The following is a 17,623-nucleotide window of genomic DNA, read 5'->3' on the forward strand; positions in this document are numbered from 1 at the left end:
TATTTATACAAATGTATACGATATAAACTTAATTGTGGGTCTTTTTATTATTTAGAATGTCTCTAAATTACTAATAACAGTTCTGTAACATTTCTAAAATCGACTTTAAGTATTACTTTTGCCTGAGATTTTACAGCTGTGCTTTTTTCTATATATTATAAGAAAAAATCATACCAAAGTTTAGAAGTTAATTTAACTAACAATATGGAAAAGGTGATTCACCGTAAATTAGGGAAAAACATTCTTAGTTTAGGCTTAATTATTTTATTAGCGTTTACAACCTCTCTTTCTGCCCAGGAAGGCGATCCAGCAAAAGGAAAAGCTTTATTTAATGCCAATTGTGCTGCTTGTCATCAATTAGATAAAAAAATGACGGGCCCTGCATTGCGTAAAGTAGAACAACGTTTGTCTGATGAGCAAGGTTTAGATAGAGATTGGATTTATGCCTGGATACGTAATAGTGCAGGTGTTATTAAATCAGGTGACGCTTATGCAAACAAGATTTATAATGAGTACGGTGGTGCAGCTATGACGGCATTTCCACAATTGTCTGATGATGATTTAAATAATATTCTTGCATATACTGCTGAAGAAAAAGCAACGCCTGCAGTTGCGGCGGTTGCTACCGATTCTGCTACAACGACGTCTGATTCAGGAGGTATTTCAAACGAACTTATTTTAGGGGCTTTGGCGATCCTGTTTATATTGTTGGCTGCTGGATTGTATATCGTAAACAAAACATTACGTCGTTTTGCTATAGCGCAAAATATAGAGTTGCCAGAAGCGACTCAAAGAACACCTTTATGGAAGGCTTTTGTTAAGAACCAATTCTTAATGTTAGTTACAGCCATATTTTTTTTATTAGCCAGTGCGTATTTTGTATTTGGATATTTAATGCAAATTGGTGTAGATCAAGGGTATGAGCCTGTGCAGCCAATACATTATTCGCACAGAATTCACGCGGGGGATAACGGTATCGATTGTAAATACTGTCATTCTTCTGCAAGGGTAAGTAAAACATCTGGGATTCCTTCTTTAAATGTGTGTATGAATTGCCATAAGTCTATTTATGAAGTCGCTCCTGAAACTTTGGCTGAAGGAAAAGCGATAGGTGTTGATTATAACGAAGAAATTAAGAAGTTATATGCCGCTGCTGGATGGGATGATGCCGAGCAAAAATATACAGGAGATTCTCAGCCAGTAAAATGGGTACGTATTCATAACTTGCCAGATTTTGTTTATTTTAATCACTCACAGCACGTATCGGTTGCAGGAGTTGAGTGTCAAACATGTCATGGTCCTGTTGAGGAAATGGAAGTAATGTATCAACATGCACCATTAACCATGGGATGGTGTGTTGAGTGTCACAGAACAACAAACGTGAATGTAAAAGATAATGCCTACTACACCAAAATACATGAAGAGTTGTCTAAAAAGTATGGTGTAGATAATTTAACAGCCGCTCAAATGGGTGGACTGGAATGTGGAAAATGTCATTACTAAACAGAGTAGTTTTCCTTTTCATGAATACGGGAAACTTAAGAATAAATAATAAGAAGTAATTCAATTATATAATATGTCATCAAACAAGAAATACTGGAAAAGTGTTGAAGAGCTAAACGAGAATAGCTCTATTGTTGAGACGCTAAAACAAAACGAGTTTGTAGAAGAAATTCCTACTGATGAATTTTTAGGTGATAAAGAGACATTAGAAGAAACCTCTACAACGCGTCGCGATTTCTTAAAATATATAGGTTTTAGTACAGCAGCTGCATCATTAGCAGCTTGCGAAGGTCCTGTTAAAAAATCTATTCCTTATGTTGTGCAACCAACGGAAATTATTCCAGGTGTTGCCAACCATTATGCAACTACCATTGCGAATGGATTTGATTTTGCGAGTGTTTTAGTTAAAACCAGAGAAGGTCGTCCAATTAAAATTGAAAACAACACTATGGCAGCTACTAACGGTAGTGCTAACGCTAGAGTGAATGCTTCAGTTTTAGGTTTGTACGACAGTTTAAGAGTTCAAGGCCCAAAGAAAGCAGGTAATTCTATTTCTTGGAATGTGTTTGATGCTGAAACCTCTGAGAAGTTAACAAATATTGCTGCTGCAAATAAAGATATTGTGTTATTAACACAAACATTTGCAAGTCCATCTACAAGTAAGTTGATTTCTGAGTTTAAAGAAAAATATGGTAATGTTCGTCATGTCATTTATGATGCTGTTTCAGAATCGGCAGCATTAGACGCTTACCAAGCTAAATATGGCGAGCGTGGATTGGCAAATTACGACTTCTCAAAAGCGATGACCATTGTCTCTGTTGGAGCTGATTTCTTAGGTGATTGGCAAGGTGGCGGTTTCGATTCGGGATATGCTAAAAATAGAGTGCCAGATCATGGTAAAATGTCACGTCACGTGCAGTTTGAGTCTAATATGTCTTTAACTGGTGCGAATGCCGATAAGCGTGTACCATTAAAACCAACAGAACAAAAATTAGCTTTAGCTAAATTATATAGCCTTATTACTGGTAATAATGTATCGGTAAGTGGTCTTTCTGAACAAGTAGAAGCCGCTGTTAAAAGTGCAGCTTCGCAACTTAAAAAAGCAAGAGGTAATGGTGTTGTAGTGACAGGAATTCAAGATGTCAATGCACAAACTGTCGCTTTAGAAATAAACGAATACTTAACTAGTAAAGCATTCGACCCTAAAACACCGGTTAAAACCCGACAAGGGAATGATAAAGCTGTTGCTGGTTTAATTACTGATATGAAAGCAGGTAAGGTTGGAGCGATCATCATGAGTGGTGTGAATCCAATATATACCTTGCCTAATGCTTTGGAATTTGAAGAAGGTTTAAAGAAAACACAATTGTCAATTGCGTTTTCAATGAAGGCTGATGAAACAGCTTCTAAAGTTGAATATCTTGCTGCTGCACCTCACTATTTAGAATCTTGGGGCGATGTAGAACTTAAAAAAGGACATTATGCATTAACGCAACCAACCATTCGTCCTTTATTTGATACCAGACAATTTCAAGACGCTTTATTAAAATGGACAGGGAATGATCTTTCTTACCATAATTATATTAAAGAGGCTTGGGGAACCGATATTTTAGGAGGTAGTTCTTTTAACAAAGCATTGCACGATGGTGTTTTCGTTGGAAGCATTGCAACAGAAACAGAAGATACTGTTGAAGAAAGTTCAAGCTCAGATAATGCTGAAGATACTACAGAAACAGCGCTTTCAGGAAATGCAGCTCAAGCACTTGTTGCATCTGCAAAAAGTAAAGGATTAGAATTAACATTATATACGAAAGTAGGTATGGGTGATGGACAACAAGCCAACAACCCATGGTTACAAGAGTTTCCAGACCCAATTACAAGAACGTCTTGGGATAACTATTTAACAGTATCAAAAGCCGATGCTGATGCTTTAGGTCTTACCAATGAAAATGTAGCTAATGGTGCATTAAATAGTAATTATGCCAAAGTTACCGTTAATGGTGTATCGGTTACGGCTCCTGTTATTATACAGCCTGGACAAGCAAAAGGATCTGTTGGTTTGTCATTTGGGTATGGTAAAAAGTTAGGCTTAAAGACAGAAATGCAAACAGGTGTTAATGCTTATCCGTTATATCAAGGGTTCAATAATGTACAAAATGTTACTGTTGAAGCCGTTGGAGGTGAGCATGAGTTTGCTTGTGTGCAATTGCACAACACTTTAATGGGACGTGGAGATATTGTTAAAGAAACGACTTTAGAGATCTTCAATACTAAAGATAAAAAACATTGGAATGCCATTCCTGTAGTATCTTTAAATCATGAAGAAACTCCAGTAACATCGCCAGATGTTGATTTATGGGATGAATTTGATCGTTCAATCGGACATCATTTCAACCTGTCGATCGATTTAAACGCCTGTACAGGATGTGGTGCTTGTGTGATCGCATGTCATGCCGAAAATAATGTGCCTGTAGTTGGTAAAACTGAAGTTCGCCGTAGCCGTGATATGCATTGGTTACGTATCGATAGATATTATTCATCTGAAGAATCATTTGAAGGAGATAATACTAAAAAAGATAGCATATCTGGATTAGGAAGTTCTTTAAGTGAATTTGGTGAAATGGAAAATGCTTCAGAGAACCCTCAAGTAGCATTCCAGCCAGTCATGTGCCAACATTGTAATCATGCACCTTGTGAAACTGTATGTCCTGTGGCTGCAACTTCACATGGTCGTCAAGGTCAGAATCATATGGCTTATAACCGTTGTGTAGGTACTAGATATTGTGCTAATAACTGTCCTTATAAAGTACGTCGTTTCAACTGGTTCTTATACAATGGAAATGATGAGTTCGATTATCATATGAATGATGATCTTGGACGTATGGTATTAAATCCAGATGTTGTTGTACGTTCTCGTGGTGTAATGGAAAAATGTTCTATGTGTATTCAGATGACACAAAAAACAATCCTTGATGCTAAGCGTGACGGGCGTGAAATTAAAGATGGTGAATTCCAAACAGCATGCTCAGCGGCTTGTAGCAGCGGCGCTATGACATTTGGTGACATCAATGATAAAGAGAGTAAAGTTGCAAAACTTAAAGAAGATAACCGTATGTATCACTTGTTAGAGCATGTAGGAACAAAACCTAATGTACAGTATCAAACAAAAGTGAGAAATACAACAGAAGCATAAATCTAATTAAAGAATCAATTATATAATTATGGCGTCTCATTACGAAGCACCTATTAGAAGACCTTTAGTTACAGGCGAAAAATCATATCACGATGTTACTGTAGATGTGGCAAAACCTGTTGAAGGAAAAGCAAATAAACAGTGGTGGATAGTTTTTGGTATTTCACTTGTCGCTTTTCTTTGGGGAATTGGATGTATCATTTATACGATATCAACAGGAATTGGAACCTGGGGTTTAAACAAGACCGTAGGTTGGGCTTGGGATATTACTAACTTCGTTTGGTGGGTTGGTATTGGTCATGCAGGAACACTTATTTCTGCGGTACTATTATTATTCCGTCAGAAATGGAGAATGGCGATTAACCGTTCTGCAGAAGCAATGACAATATTTTCTGTTGTTCAGGCAGGATTATTCCCAATCATTCATATGGGTCGTCCATGGTTAGGATACTGGGTATTGCCAATCCCAAATCAGTTCGGATCACTTTGGGTAAACTTTAACTCGCCATTACTTTGGGATGTATTTGCAATATCGACTTATTTGTCTGTATCATTAGTATTCTGGTGGACAGGCTTATTACCAGATTTTGCTATGCTACGTGATAGAGCTATTAAACCTTTTCAAAAGAAAATATATGCCCTATTAAGTTTTGGATGGTCTGGTCGTGCTAAAGATTGGCAACGTTTCGAAGAAGTATCTTTGGTACTTGCAGGTTTAGCAACACCATTAGTACTTTCGGTACATACTATTGTATCGTTTGACTTCGCAACATCGGTAATTCCAGGTTGGCATACCACTATATTTCCACCTTACTTTGTTGCAGGAGCGGTGTTTTCTGGATTTGCAATGGTAAATACACTTCTTATTATTATGAGAAAAGTGTGTAACCTTGAAGATTATATTACAGTACAGCATATAGAATTAATGAACATTATCATCATGATTACTGGTTCTATTGTAGGTGTCGCTTATATAACCGAGTTATTCATTGCATGGTATTCTGGTGTAGAATATGAACAATATGCATTCTTAAATAGAGCTACAGGACCTTACTGGTGGGCATATTGGGCTATGATGACTTGTAATGTATTCTCTCCACAGTTTATGTGGTTTAAGAAGCTAAGAACAAGTATTATGTTCTCTTTCTTTATCTCTATTGTGGTAAATATAGGGATGTGGTTTGAACGTTTTGTAATTATTGTAACATCATTACATAGAGATTATTTACCATCTTCTTGGACGATGTTCTCACCTACATTTGTGGATATTGGAATTTTTATAGGAACGATAGGTTTCTTCTTTGTACTATTCTTATTATACTCCAGAACATTCCCTGTAATTGCACAGGCAGAGGTTAAGACGATTTTAAAATCTTCTGGAGAAAAATATAAGAACTTAAGAGAAGCAGGAGAGAGTTTAGTAGGAACTGGTGCAGATCCTAGAACCTCTGGAGATAATAATAAAGAAACAAAAAACAACTAAGAGTAGCATATGGAAGCTTCAAAAGTAATTCACGCTATTTATACGGATGATGATGTATTAATGTCTGCTGTTAAAAAGGTAAAGTCAGAAAAGCATCATATAGAAGAAATATATACACCATTTCCAGTTCACGGGTTAGACAAAGCTATGGGGTTAGCGCCTACACGTATTGCTATTACGGCATTTATGTATGGGTTAGTAGGCTTAACAGTGGCTATTACCATGATGAATTTTATCATGATTGAAGACTGGCCTCAAAACATTGGAGGAAAGCCAAGTTTTAGTTATTTAGAAAACATGCCAGCATTTGTACCAATTATGTTTGAGTTAACGGTGTTTTTTGCGGCACATTTAATGGTAATTACTTTTTACTTACGCAGTAGAATGTGGCCATTTAAAAAAGCCGAAAATCCAGATCCAAGAACAACAGACGACCATTTCTTAATGGAAATCGCCGTTCATGGTAACGAAAATGAATTAGAAGACTTGCTTAAAGAAACTGGAGCAGTTGAAGTGAATTTAGTTGATAAAGAAGCTCATTAATTTAGTCATATGAAAAGCTTAATTAAAATATTAGTAGTAGCAGTGGTTTTAGTAGCAGTATCATGTAAAAAAGATACCGCTCCAAACTATCAATTCATGCCTAATATGTATGAATCTGCAGGATATGAAACTTATGGAGAAGCAGCGTTTCCTAATGGTGTAGAAGCACAATTGCCTGCAGAAGGATCTGTTCCAAGAGGATTTATACCTTTTGATATTGAAAATTCAACAGAAGGGTACGAATTGGCTAAAACTACATTGGTAAGTGCTTTAGATTCTACTCAAGTTGATTTAGATAGAGGAAAAGCACTATACGATATATACTGCGGTATTTGTCATGGAAACAAAGGGAATGGCCAAGGAAAGCTTGTAAAGCGTGAAAAAATTCTTGGTATCCCAAGTTATGATGACGCAGGAAGAGCCATAACTGCTGGAAGTATTTACCATACTATTTATTATGGTAAAAATGCAATGGGTTCTTATGCAAACCAATTGAAGGAAGAAGAACGTTGGCAAGTAGTAGCATACGTGTTGAAGTTAAAATCAGATTTAGAAAAGTAAGATTGATAAGATTATTATAGATATGTATACATTTTCAAATAAATTAAAGACATTTTCTTTCATACTAATGATTTTAGGAGCGTTAGGTGTTGGATATGGTTTTATAACATCTCATAAATCTTTTGAAGAAGTTGAGCACTTGCTTGCAGAAGAAGCACATCATGGAGGTGGGCACGGAGAAGAAGCTGCGCATGCAGCTCCAGCTCATGATACACACGTAGCAGATAGTCATGGAAATAATGATCATGCTGAAGTTGATGGACATAAGAAACATGTAGAGCACGTTCAGCATCAAATTCACAACAGACCATGGTCTGCTTTATACGTAGCTGCTTTTTTCTTTATGATGATCGCTCTAGGAATATTAGCATTTTACGCAATACAAATTGCATCACAAGCAGGATGGTCTCCAGTACTGTTTAGGGTTATGGAAGGTATGACAGCATATTTATTACCTGGAGCTCTTATTGTATTAGCAATTGCTGTTTTTGCAGGTGATCATCTATTCGTATGGATGAATCCAGATATGGTAAACCCAGAAAGTGAGCATTTTGATAAGTTGGTAGCAGGTAAGTCTGGTTGGCTAAATAAAACAGGTTTTATTATTCGTGGCTTAATCTTTATTGCAGGATGGAGTTTATACCGTCATTTTTCACGAAAATTTTCAATTGCTCAAGATACAGCTGAAGATAAGAGTAACTTTAAAAAATCATTCCGTATTGCAGCAGGGTTTTTAGTATTCTTTATTTACACGGAATCTATGATGTCTTGGGACTGGATTATGAGTGTAGATCCTCACTGGTTCTCTACATTATTTGGATGGTATGTATTTGCAAGTATGTTTGTAAGTGGTATAACAGTGCTGGCATTAATTACCTTATATTTAAAGTCTAAGGGACAGTTAGAATTTGTAAATGAGAATCACTTGCACGATGTGGCTAAGTTTATGTTTGCATTCAGTATATTTTGGACTTACTTATGGTTCTCACAATTCATGCTTATTTGGTACTCTAACATACCAGAAGAGGTGACTTATTTTGTAACGCGTTTCCAAGATTATAAATTACCATTCTTGGGTATGGTTGTTATGAACTTTGTATTCCCGATACTTATGTTAATGAACGCCGATTACAAACGTATTCCTTGGTTTGTTGTTATGGCTGGATTGGTAATATTAGCAGGTCATTATATTGATATTTTCAATATGATCATGCCAGCTACTGTTGGTGATAGATGGTTTATAGGAATTCCAGAAATAAGCTCGGTATTACTATTCGCAGGGCTATTCATATTTATAGTATTTACTGCTTTAACCAAAGCACCATTACTAGTAAAAGGATATCCTTTTAGAAAAGAAAGTGAAGATTTTCATTATTAATTAAGATATAAATAAAGACGAACGATAACAATGACTGCTTTATTAACAATTATAGTTTTAGTATTTATTTTAGTAGCCATTTGGCAGATGGTAAAGATTTTTGATTTAGCACAAGCTAAAAACGAAAATACAGGAGTTGCTACCGATAAGGATAATACAATGAATGGGTATTTAATGATGGGCTTTTTAGCTTTCATTTATGTAATAACTATTGTATGCTTTGTAAAATGGGGTGATTTACCATTAATGTCAAATTCTGCTTCTGCACACGGTCCAACTATTGATAATTTAATGGTTATCTCTATGGTAATTATCTTTATAGTACAGACCATCACACAGTTTCTATTACATTATTTTGCCTTTAAATATAAAGGTGAAAAAGGAAAGAAAGCCTTATTCTTTGCAGATAATAATAAACTAGAAGCCATTTGGACAATCATTCCTGTAATCGTTCTAGCTGGTTTGATTATATACGGATTAAGCACTTGGATTAATATAATGGGTGTTGATGAAAGTGATGACCCTTTGGTAGTAGAGTTATATGCACAACAGTTTAACTGGAAAGCCAGATATGGTGGTGCAGATAACACTTTGGGAAAAGCCAATGTGCGTTTAATTGATATCGATCGCGCCAATATCTTAGGTTTAGATGAAGCAGATCCTAATGCGCAAGATGACGTCATTACCACAGAATTACATTTGCCAGTTGGAAAACCTGTATTATTCAAAATGCGTTCTCAAGATGTATTACACTCCGCTTACATGCCACACTTTAGAGCACAAATGAATTGTGTACCAGGTATGATTACCCAATTTGGTTTTACACCAACAGTTACGACGGCAGATATGCGTGAAACACCTCAAATGAAAGAGAAAGTTAAAAAAATTAATGATATTAGAGTAGAGAATAGTAAACCTTTATTAGCTAAAGGAGAAGAGCCTTTAGAGCCGTACACGTTTGATTACTTGTTAATATGTAATAAAATTTGTGGGAAGTCTCACTACAACATGCAAATGAAGATCGTAGTAGAAACTCAAGAAGAATATGATGCTTGGATAAAAGAACAAAAAGCATTTAAAAACTCTCTAATAAATTAACTAATTAAAAGATAAAAACGATATAAGATTATGTCAGCACACGCAGATACTCACGCACACGACGACGACCACGGACATCATCATAAAGAAACGTTTGTAACTAAATATATATTTAGTCAAGACCATAAAATGATTGCAAAGCAGTACCTGATTACAGGTACCATTATGGGCGTTATAGGGGTATTAATGTCTATGATGTTTCGTATGCAAATCGCATGGCCTGAAGAACCTAATGTATTGTTTGAAGCATTATTAGGTAAATGGGCTCCAGATGGTGTTATGGATGCAGATATTTATCTAGCATTGGTAACCATACATGGTACCATTATGGTATTCTTTGTATTAACAGCTGGTTTAAGTGGTACATTTAGTAACTTATTAATTCCGTTACAAATTGGTGCAAGAGATATGGCATCAGGCTTTTTAAATATGGTATCTTATTGGTTATTCTTCTTATCAAGTATAATCATGGTCATATCTTTATTTGTAGAAGCAGGCCCTGCTGCAGCTGGGTGGACTATTTATCCACCATTAAGTGCTTTACCTATGGCTCAAGGAGGTTCTGGTATGGGTATGACTTTATGGTTAGTATCTATGGCAATATTCATTGCTTCCTCATTATTAGGATCACTTAACTATATCGTTACAGTTATTAACTTACGTACTAAAGGGATGTCTATGACTAGACTACCATTAACGATCTGGGCATTTTTTGTGACAGCAATTATTGGGGTGGTTTCATTTCCTGTTTTATTATCTGCAGCCTTATTATTAATAATGGATAGAAGTTTTGGAACATCATTCTTCCTATCAGATATATTTATTCAAGGCGAAGTATTACACTATCAAGGAGGGTCTCCTGTTTTATTTGAACATTTATTTTGGTTCTTAGGGCATCCAGAAGTATATATTGTGATATTACCGGCAATGGGGCTAGTGTCTGAAATTATGGCATCCAATTCACGTAAGCCTATTTTTGGTTACCGTGCGATGATTGCTTCTATATTAGCAATTGCATTCCTATCTACAATTGTATGGGGACACCATATGTTCGTTTCAGGAATGAATCCATTTTTAGGATCTGTATTTACATTCACAACCTTGTTAATTGCTATACCATCTGCGGTTAAAGCATTTAACTGGATAACCACACTCTGGAAAGGAAACTTGCAAATGAATCCTGCGATGTTATTCTCCATTGGTTTTGTATCAACATTTATTACTGGAGGTTTAACAGGGATTATTCTTGGAGATAGTGCTTTAGATATCAATGTACATGATACCTATTTTGTGGTTGCTCACTTCCATTTAGTAATGGGTATATCCGCTTTATATGGTATGTTTGCAGGAATTTACCATTGGTATCCAAAAATGTTTGGTAAAATGCTCAATAAAAACTTGGGATACATCCACTTTTGGATTACTGCAATATGTGCTTACGGTGTGTTCTTCCCTATGCATTTTATTGGAATGGCTGGATTACCACGTCGTTACTATACAAACAGTAACTTCCCTTTGTTTGATGATTTAGCTAATGTAAACGTTATTATCACCATATTTGCTTTAATAGGTGGTGTGGTTCAAATCGTTTATTTATACAATTTCTTTGTTAGTATTTTCTTCGGAAAGAAAGCGCCGCAGAACCCATGGAAATCAACAACATTAGAATGGACAGCGCCAGTAGAACATATGCATGGAAATTGGCCAGGTGAAATTCCTCATGTACATCGTTGGGCTTATGATTATAGTAAACCAGGTCATGATGTAGATTTTGTTCCTCAAAATGTTCCTCTTAAAGAAGGGGAAGAAGAGTTGCAACACTAGCATACAAAAACATAATTTTTAATATAAAGCCAAAGCCTTTCTAATTTAGAAAGGCTTTGGCTTTTAGTTGTTTATCCATTTTCTCTTCTTTTTAAGTAGGATTATACTTACAAAATAATTCTATAAATTATAATTTAAGCTTTAAAAGCAATCTAAAAAAGCTTCAAATCTCTTTTAAATACTCATTTTATCGATGAATGGTAAATATTTCATTAATTAATCGATAAAACACAAAAAAATCCGTTAAATTGCACATCGAATGATTTTGTTAAAAACTTTATGTTAAAATTCTTGACAATATTTAAGGCGTTTTACCATAAGCTTTTATGATATGAATCTAAATTTTCGATTATGAAAACAACATTACTATTTAGAAATGTATTAAAGAGTACATTCTATATGTTACTGTTCTTGTGCACTTCATTGTCAGTTTATGCACAGTGTCCTACAATAACAGATCCTGCACCACCTGCTATTTGTAATGCATCAGGATTTACTTTTAACGATTTAAGTACTTATGCAACAGATGGAGGTAATGGTATTGTATGGTATGATGTGGCCACTGGAGGTGTTCCTTTTGATTCAACTGGACTCGTCATTGAAGGGGTCTATTATGCCGACGATAATTCTGGTTCTTGTGGTTCTAGGGCATCAATAACTATAGATTTTACAATAGACCCGACTGGACGGTTTTTAGACCGTATTTATTGTAGTAATACAAGCCCTATCATTCAAGATTATATTGATGATGTATTGACACCTAGTATCCCTTCGGGTGGGAGTGTTGAAGTATATTATTCATCCATACCACCAAACCCTCCCGTTTTGGCAAACCCTACCGATGTGTTACCACTGCTTGGAACAAACGTACTCGTTGTATTTATTGATAACTCAGGATGTAGAAGCCAATTTGAACCAGGTCAAATATTTGTGATTAATGCGCCACAAGATCCGACACCAACCAGCCCACAAGAATTTTGTGCAAGTACAAACCCTACATTAGCTGATTTAGATACGGGTACTTTAGCAACCAATATTAATTGGTATTCAGGTCTTGATGGTTTTGGGAATCCTGTATTACCATCATTATCATTATCAACACCATTAGTTGATGGGAATACATATTATGTTCAAATAGACGATATATTCTGTGACAGTAACCCCATACCAGTAACTGTAAATATTGATACTCCAGTAGATGCGGGTTCATCAGGAACTTTGCAATATTGTGAAGATAATATACCTGCTACAGATTTTAATTTGTTTGATGAACTGGGAGGCTTTCCGCAAACAACAGGAAATTGGACAGGGCCTTTATCAACAACAAACGGACACTTAGGAACTGTAAATATTTCAACGCTAATAGCAGGTACACATGTGTTTACATATACCATTTCGACAGCAGGTGTTTGCCCGCCAGGTATTTCAACCGTAGCGATTACAATTTACGAACCATTGTCTTCTGGGAATCCATCGGGAGCAAACCCAGCAACATTTTGTGAATCTGGTCTACCTTCGAACTTTGACTTGACAACGTTATTAGAAAATCATGACCCCAATGGTCAATGGACCCAAGGAACTTTAAGTACAGATCCTGCAGTCACCTCACCTATAGATTTAACAACTGGGGCTTTTACACCAGGAACTTACAATTTTACATATACGCAAAACCGCCTAACACCTTGTACCGAAGAATCTACAACCGTTCAGGTTGTTGTACTGGCAGATCCCAATGCTGGAACTGCTATAAATGCTACATTTTGTGAGAATGAGTTGATAATAAATTCTCCTTATGATCTATTTAATGCTTTAGATGGATCTCAAGATAATAATGGAGGGGTCTGGACAGATGCAACAAATGCTCCCGTAACCAACCCTATAGACATTACAACGCTAACAGTAACAGGAAGCCCCTATACTTTTAACTACACGATTGATAATGGAACGTGTTCTGACACAGAGCCCATAACCATAACAGTTCAGCCTGCACCCGAATCTGGAACACCAATAGCAACCTTCCCAGAGTTTTGTGAAGGGGATGTACAAACAGTAGATTTGTTTGATTTACTAACAGGCGAAGACCAGACAGGGACATGGAATGACGATGATGCTTCAGGAGCACTGTCAGGAAACGAAGTTACTATTAGCGGCCTTATAGCTGGAACCTATGATTTTACCTTTGATGTGGATGTTGTTGGAACCTGTGATGACCCAAACGTGACCGTTTCTATAATAATAAATCCGTTACCCAATACAGGGACACCAGCACCAGCCATATATTGTGAAAATGAGCTAGCTGCAAATTCTCCATTAGATCTATTCGGTCAGCTTACAGGAGAAGCTACAGGAGGTACCTGGACAGACGATAATGCTTCAGGTGCATTAAGCGGTAGCGATGTAGATTTAACAGCTTTGGCTATTGGATCCTATAACTTTACATATAGCATAACAGATACTAACGGATGTACGAACAGTTCGACTGTAATAGTCACGATTAACGATGCACCCGAATCTGGAACACCAGTAGCATCTTTTCCAGAGTTTTGTCAGGGAACCGTACAAATGGTAAATCTGTTCGATTTATTAACGGGTGAGGACCAGACAGGAACATGGAATGATGATGATGCTTCAGGCGCGTTATCAGGAAACGAAGTGACAATCGATGGTCTTGCTTCAGGAACTTACGATTTCACTTTCGATGTGGATGCCATTGGTGGCTGTGATGACCCAAATGTAACCGTTTCCATAGTAATAAACCCGTTACCCAATACAGGGACACCAGCACCAGCCATATATTGTGAAAATGATTTAGTTGCGAACTCCCCCTTAGATCTATTCGGTCAGCTTACTGGGGAAGATAGCGGAGGTACCTGGACAGACGATAATGCTTCAGGTGCATTAAGCGGTAGCGATGTAGATTTAACAGCTTTGGCTATTGGATCCTATAACTTTACATATAGTATAACAGATACTAACGGATGTACGAATAGTTCGACTGTAATTGTTACGATTAACGATGCTCCCGAATCTGGAACACCAGTGTCATCTTTCCCAGAATTTTGTATTGTAGATATTACTGCAGCTCAAACAGTAGATTTGTTTGATCTACTAACAGGAGAAGACCAGACAGGGACATGGAATGATGATGATACCTCGGGAGCTTTATCGGGAAATGAGGTCACCATAGATGGGCTCGCTATAGGAACATACAATTTTACATTTGATGTCGATGCCATTGGAATCTGTGATGATCCAGATGTAACTGTATCAATTATAATAAATGATACGTCAGTACCAACAGCAACAGCATCGCAGGCATTTTGTGATGCAGCAAGTATTACAGATTTGGTCGCAACAGGAACAACTATACAATGGTACGATGATGCAACGGGAGGCTCTCCTTTAGATGGAACAACGGCTTTAATAGATGGGGAAACCTATTATGCAACTCAAACAAATGCAACCACGGGTTGCGAATCCTCAATAAGGACAGAAGTTATCGCCACAATTTATCAATCTCCAAATGCTGGAGTAGCTAATAGCCCTGGGGTTTCCGAGTGTAATAACACTACAATAAACCTTTTTGATGGTTTAGATGGTTCTCAGGATAGTGGAGGAACTTGGTATGAAGGCCCAGACAATACGGGAACAGTAGTTGTAAATCCAACAACATATAACGTTACAGGATTTAGTACTAATAATTATCAATTTACGTATTATGTGGTAGCCGCTTCGCCATGTATAGATGACAGTACAACCATAACAGTTTCTATTGAAGAGCCTTTAAATGCAGGAACGGATAATATTTTAGACGCTTGTAGTACCGATGGAACTACAGATTTGTTCACACTGTTAGGAACTGCAGATCCAGGAGGGACATGGTCGCCGGCATTAACAAGTGGAACAGGTGTTTTTGATCCAGCTGTTGATTCGGGTGATACTTATCTGTATACGCATACTAATGCCTGCGGTACTTCGAGTAGTCAGGTTGTAGTAACAGTAACACAGGCACCAAACGCAGGAACGAGTAATACCACTCTAATTTGTGTCATTGATGGTCCAACAGATTTATTTACCTATTTAGGAGGGGCAGATACGGGAGGAACATGGTCGCCTGCATTGACAAGTGGTACAGGTGTTTTCGATCCTTTAGTAGATTCAGATGGTGTTTACAGGTATACAGTGACAGCAAACTCGCCTTGTACAACAGATGCTTTTGCGGAAATAACGGTAACAGTTAGCGATATTTCGCCTCCAGTTATAAATAATGCAACAATGGAATTTTGTTTGGTAGATAACCCAACAGTTGCAGACTTAGATTCGGCCATAACTGTTACGGGAACAGTTATTTGGTATGAAGATGTAGCTTTAACAATGCCGCTTAATGTTACAGATATATTGGTAGATGGGGAAGATTATTATGCGACGCAAACAAATGCTTCTGGTTGCGAATCTTCAATAAGTGCACAGGTTGATGTAATTGTTAATGATACGCCGACACCAACATTAATAAACACTGCGATAGAATATTGTATTAATGATGGTCCGACAATTATTGATCTGTCATTAAACATTACAGAATATAACGCCTCAACAGATAATATAGTTTGGTATGATGCCGCAACAAACGGTACAGTTGTTTCAGGCAATGCCATTTTAGATCACGATAATACTTATTATGCCGCTTTAGTAGATGCTACAACAGGTTGTGAAAGCAGTGTTCGTTTAGCAGTTACTACAGATTTAACAGCTTGTGGCAAATTAATACTTCCAGATGGGTTCTCACCCAATGGAGATGGCACTAATGATACGTACGATTTTGATAATCTACATATACTATACCCAGACTTTGTCATAGAAATCTTTAATCGCTACGGAAACATTGTTTATAAAGGAAATTCCAATACACCAAGATTTGATGGTACATCCAATCAATCTAGAACAGTTGGAAACGGCGATTTACCGGTAGGAGTCTATTATTATATTTTCTATTTCAATGATGGAGAAAACAAACCAGAACAAGGACGCTTATACTTAAGCAGATAATTTATAGATAAAGCAAAATTTAAGAAACAATGAAAAATTTAAATATATATCATAAAATAGCTGCTTTGTTAAGTCTGACGCTCTTGTCATTTCAAAGTTTAGCACAACAAGACCCTCAATTTACACAGTATATGTATAATATGAGCGTTATTAATCCAGCTTATGCAACAGCAGATGAAGCGATTCTAAATTTGGGAGGTATGTACAGAACACAATGGGTTGGTGTTGAAGGTGCCCCTAAAACAGGAACTTTTTTTGCTCATACACCCATTAATGAGAAAATAGAAATCGGTATTTCATTTACAAATGATAATATAGGTGATGTTGTAAGTGAAAATAATATTTATGCAGATTTTGCTTATGTATTACCCGTAGGGTTCGAAGCAAAATTATCCCTTGGTATTAAGGCAGGATTTACGTTATTTGATGTTAACTTCGATGGCTTCAATTTACAATCAGGTAACGTAACCACCGATGTGGCATTCAATGAAAACATCAATAAAACATTTCCTAACCTTGGTATTGGAGCATTTTACTTTACCGAAAATTATTACATTGGTTTATCGGCTCCGAATTTGTTAACAACAAAGCATATAGAAACAGAAAACGGTGTAAAATCTACAGGTATTCAGGACATTCATTATTTTTTAACTGGAGGTTATGTTTTTGATATTAACAGGGACTTAAAATTTAAACCGGCCTTTATGGCTAAATCAGTTAGAGGTGCCCCTTTTGCTCTAGATATAACAGCTAATGTGTTATTTAATGACAGATTTGAAGTAGGGGTAGGATACCGATTAGATGATGCCATAAGCGGATTGGCTAGTTTTAGAATAACCCCAGAATTAAAAATTGGCTATGCTTACGATTTTACAACGACAACATTAGGTGATTTTAATTCGGGGTCCCATGAAATATTTATTTTGTTTGATGTTGACTTATTCGGACTTAAAGGCGGGTACGACCGTTCTCCTAGATTCTTCTAAATATAAAA

10 protein-coding genes are annotated in these 17,623 nt (G+C 36.6%); all 10 read left to right on the top strand.

The genetic code is table 11. The features are described from left to right. Positions 1 to 204: 204 nt before the first annotated feature. The gene (locus tag HHX25_RS08505; RefSeq protein WP_169672141.1) at positions 205 to 1,503 is read left to right on the top strand and encodes a c-type cytochrome; all 1,299 of its coding nucleotides are present in this window, start codon (positions 205 to 207) and stop codon (positions 1,501 to 1,503) included. Between the two features lie 73 nt (positions 1,504 to 1,576). Then, positions 1,577 to 4,696, top strand: a complete 3,120-nt coding sequence (locus tag HHX25_RS08510) for a TAT-variant-translocated molybdopterin oxidoreductase (RefSeq protein WP_169672143.1) — start codon at positions 1,577 to 1,579, stop codon at positions 4,694 to 4,696. Positions 4,697 to 4,724: 28 nt separating this feature from the next. Continuing rightward, positions 4,725 to 6,179 (top strand): NrfD/PsrC family molybdoenzyme membrane anchor subunit, encoded by a 1,455-nt coding sequence (gene nrfD, locus HHX25_RS08515; protein ID WP_169672145.1) that lies wholly within the window; start codon positions 4,725 to 4,727, stop codon positions 6,177 to 6,179. A gap of 9 nt (positions 6,180 to 6,188) precedes the next feature. After that, positions 6,189 to 6,722, top strand: coding sequence for a DUF3341 domain-containing protein (locus tag HHX25_RS08520; RefSeq protein ID WP_169672147.1), 534 nt, complete (start codon positions 6,189 to 6,191; stop codon positions 6,720 to 6,722). Between the two features lie 9 nt (positions 6,723 to 6,731). Further along, positions 6,732 to 7,283, top strand: coding sequence for a c-type cytochrome (locus HHX25_RS08525; RefSeq protein ID WP_169672148.1), 552 nt, complete (start codon positions 6,732 to 6,734; stop codon positions 7,281 to 7,283). A 22-nt stretch (positions 7,284 to 7,305) separates the two neighbouring features. Beyond that, a complete protein-coding gene (locus HHX25_RS08530) occupies positions 7,306 to 8,661 on the top strand; it encodes a quinol:cytochrome C oxidoreductase (RefSeq protein ID WP_169672150.1) in 1,356 nt (451 codons plus the stop codon). A gap of 30 nt (positions 8,662 to 8,691) precedes the next feature. After that, a complete protein-coding gene (locus tag HHX25_RS08535; protein ID WP_169672152.1) occupies positions 8,692 to 9,759 on the top strand; it encodes a cytochrome c oxidase subunit II in 1,068 nt (355 codons plus the stop codon). Positions 9,760 to 9,789: 30 nt separating this feature from the next. Beyond that, the gene (locus HHX25_RS08540; protein WP_169672153.1) at positions 9,790 to 11,583 is read left to right on the top strand and encodes a cytochrome c oxidase subunit I; all 1,794 of its coding nucleotides are present in this window, start codon (positions 9,790 to 9,792) and stop codon (positions 11,581 to 11,583) included. A gap of 351 nt (positions 11,584 to 11,934) precedes the next feature. Then, positions 11,935 to 16,629, top strand: coding sequence for a gliding motility-associated C-terminal domain-containing protein (locus HHX25_RS08545; RefSeq protein ID WP_169672155.1), 4,695 nt, complete (start codon positions 11,935 to 11,937; stop codon positions 16,627 to 16,629). A 29-nt stretch (positions 16,630 to 16,658) separates the two neighbouring features. Continuing rightward, positions 16,659 to 17,615 (top strand): PorP/SprF family type IX secretion system membrane protein, encoded by a 957-nt coding sequence (locus HHX25_RS08550; RefSeq protein WP_169672157.1) that lies wholly within the window; start codon positions 16,659 to 16,661, stop codon positions 17,613 to 17,615. The last annotated feature ends 8 nt before the right edge of the window (positions 17,616 to 17,623 follow it).

Source organism: Flavivirga algicola, assembly GCF_012910715.1.
Lineage (GTDB): Bacteria > Bacteroidota > Bacteroidia > Flavobacteriales > Flavobacteriaceae > Flavivirga > Flavivirga algicola.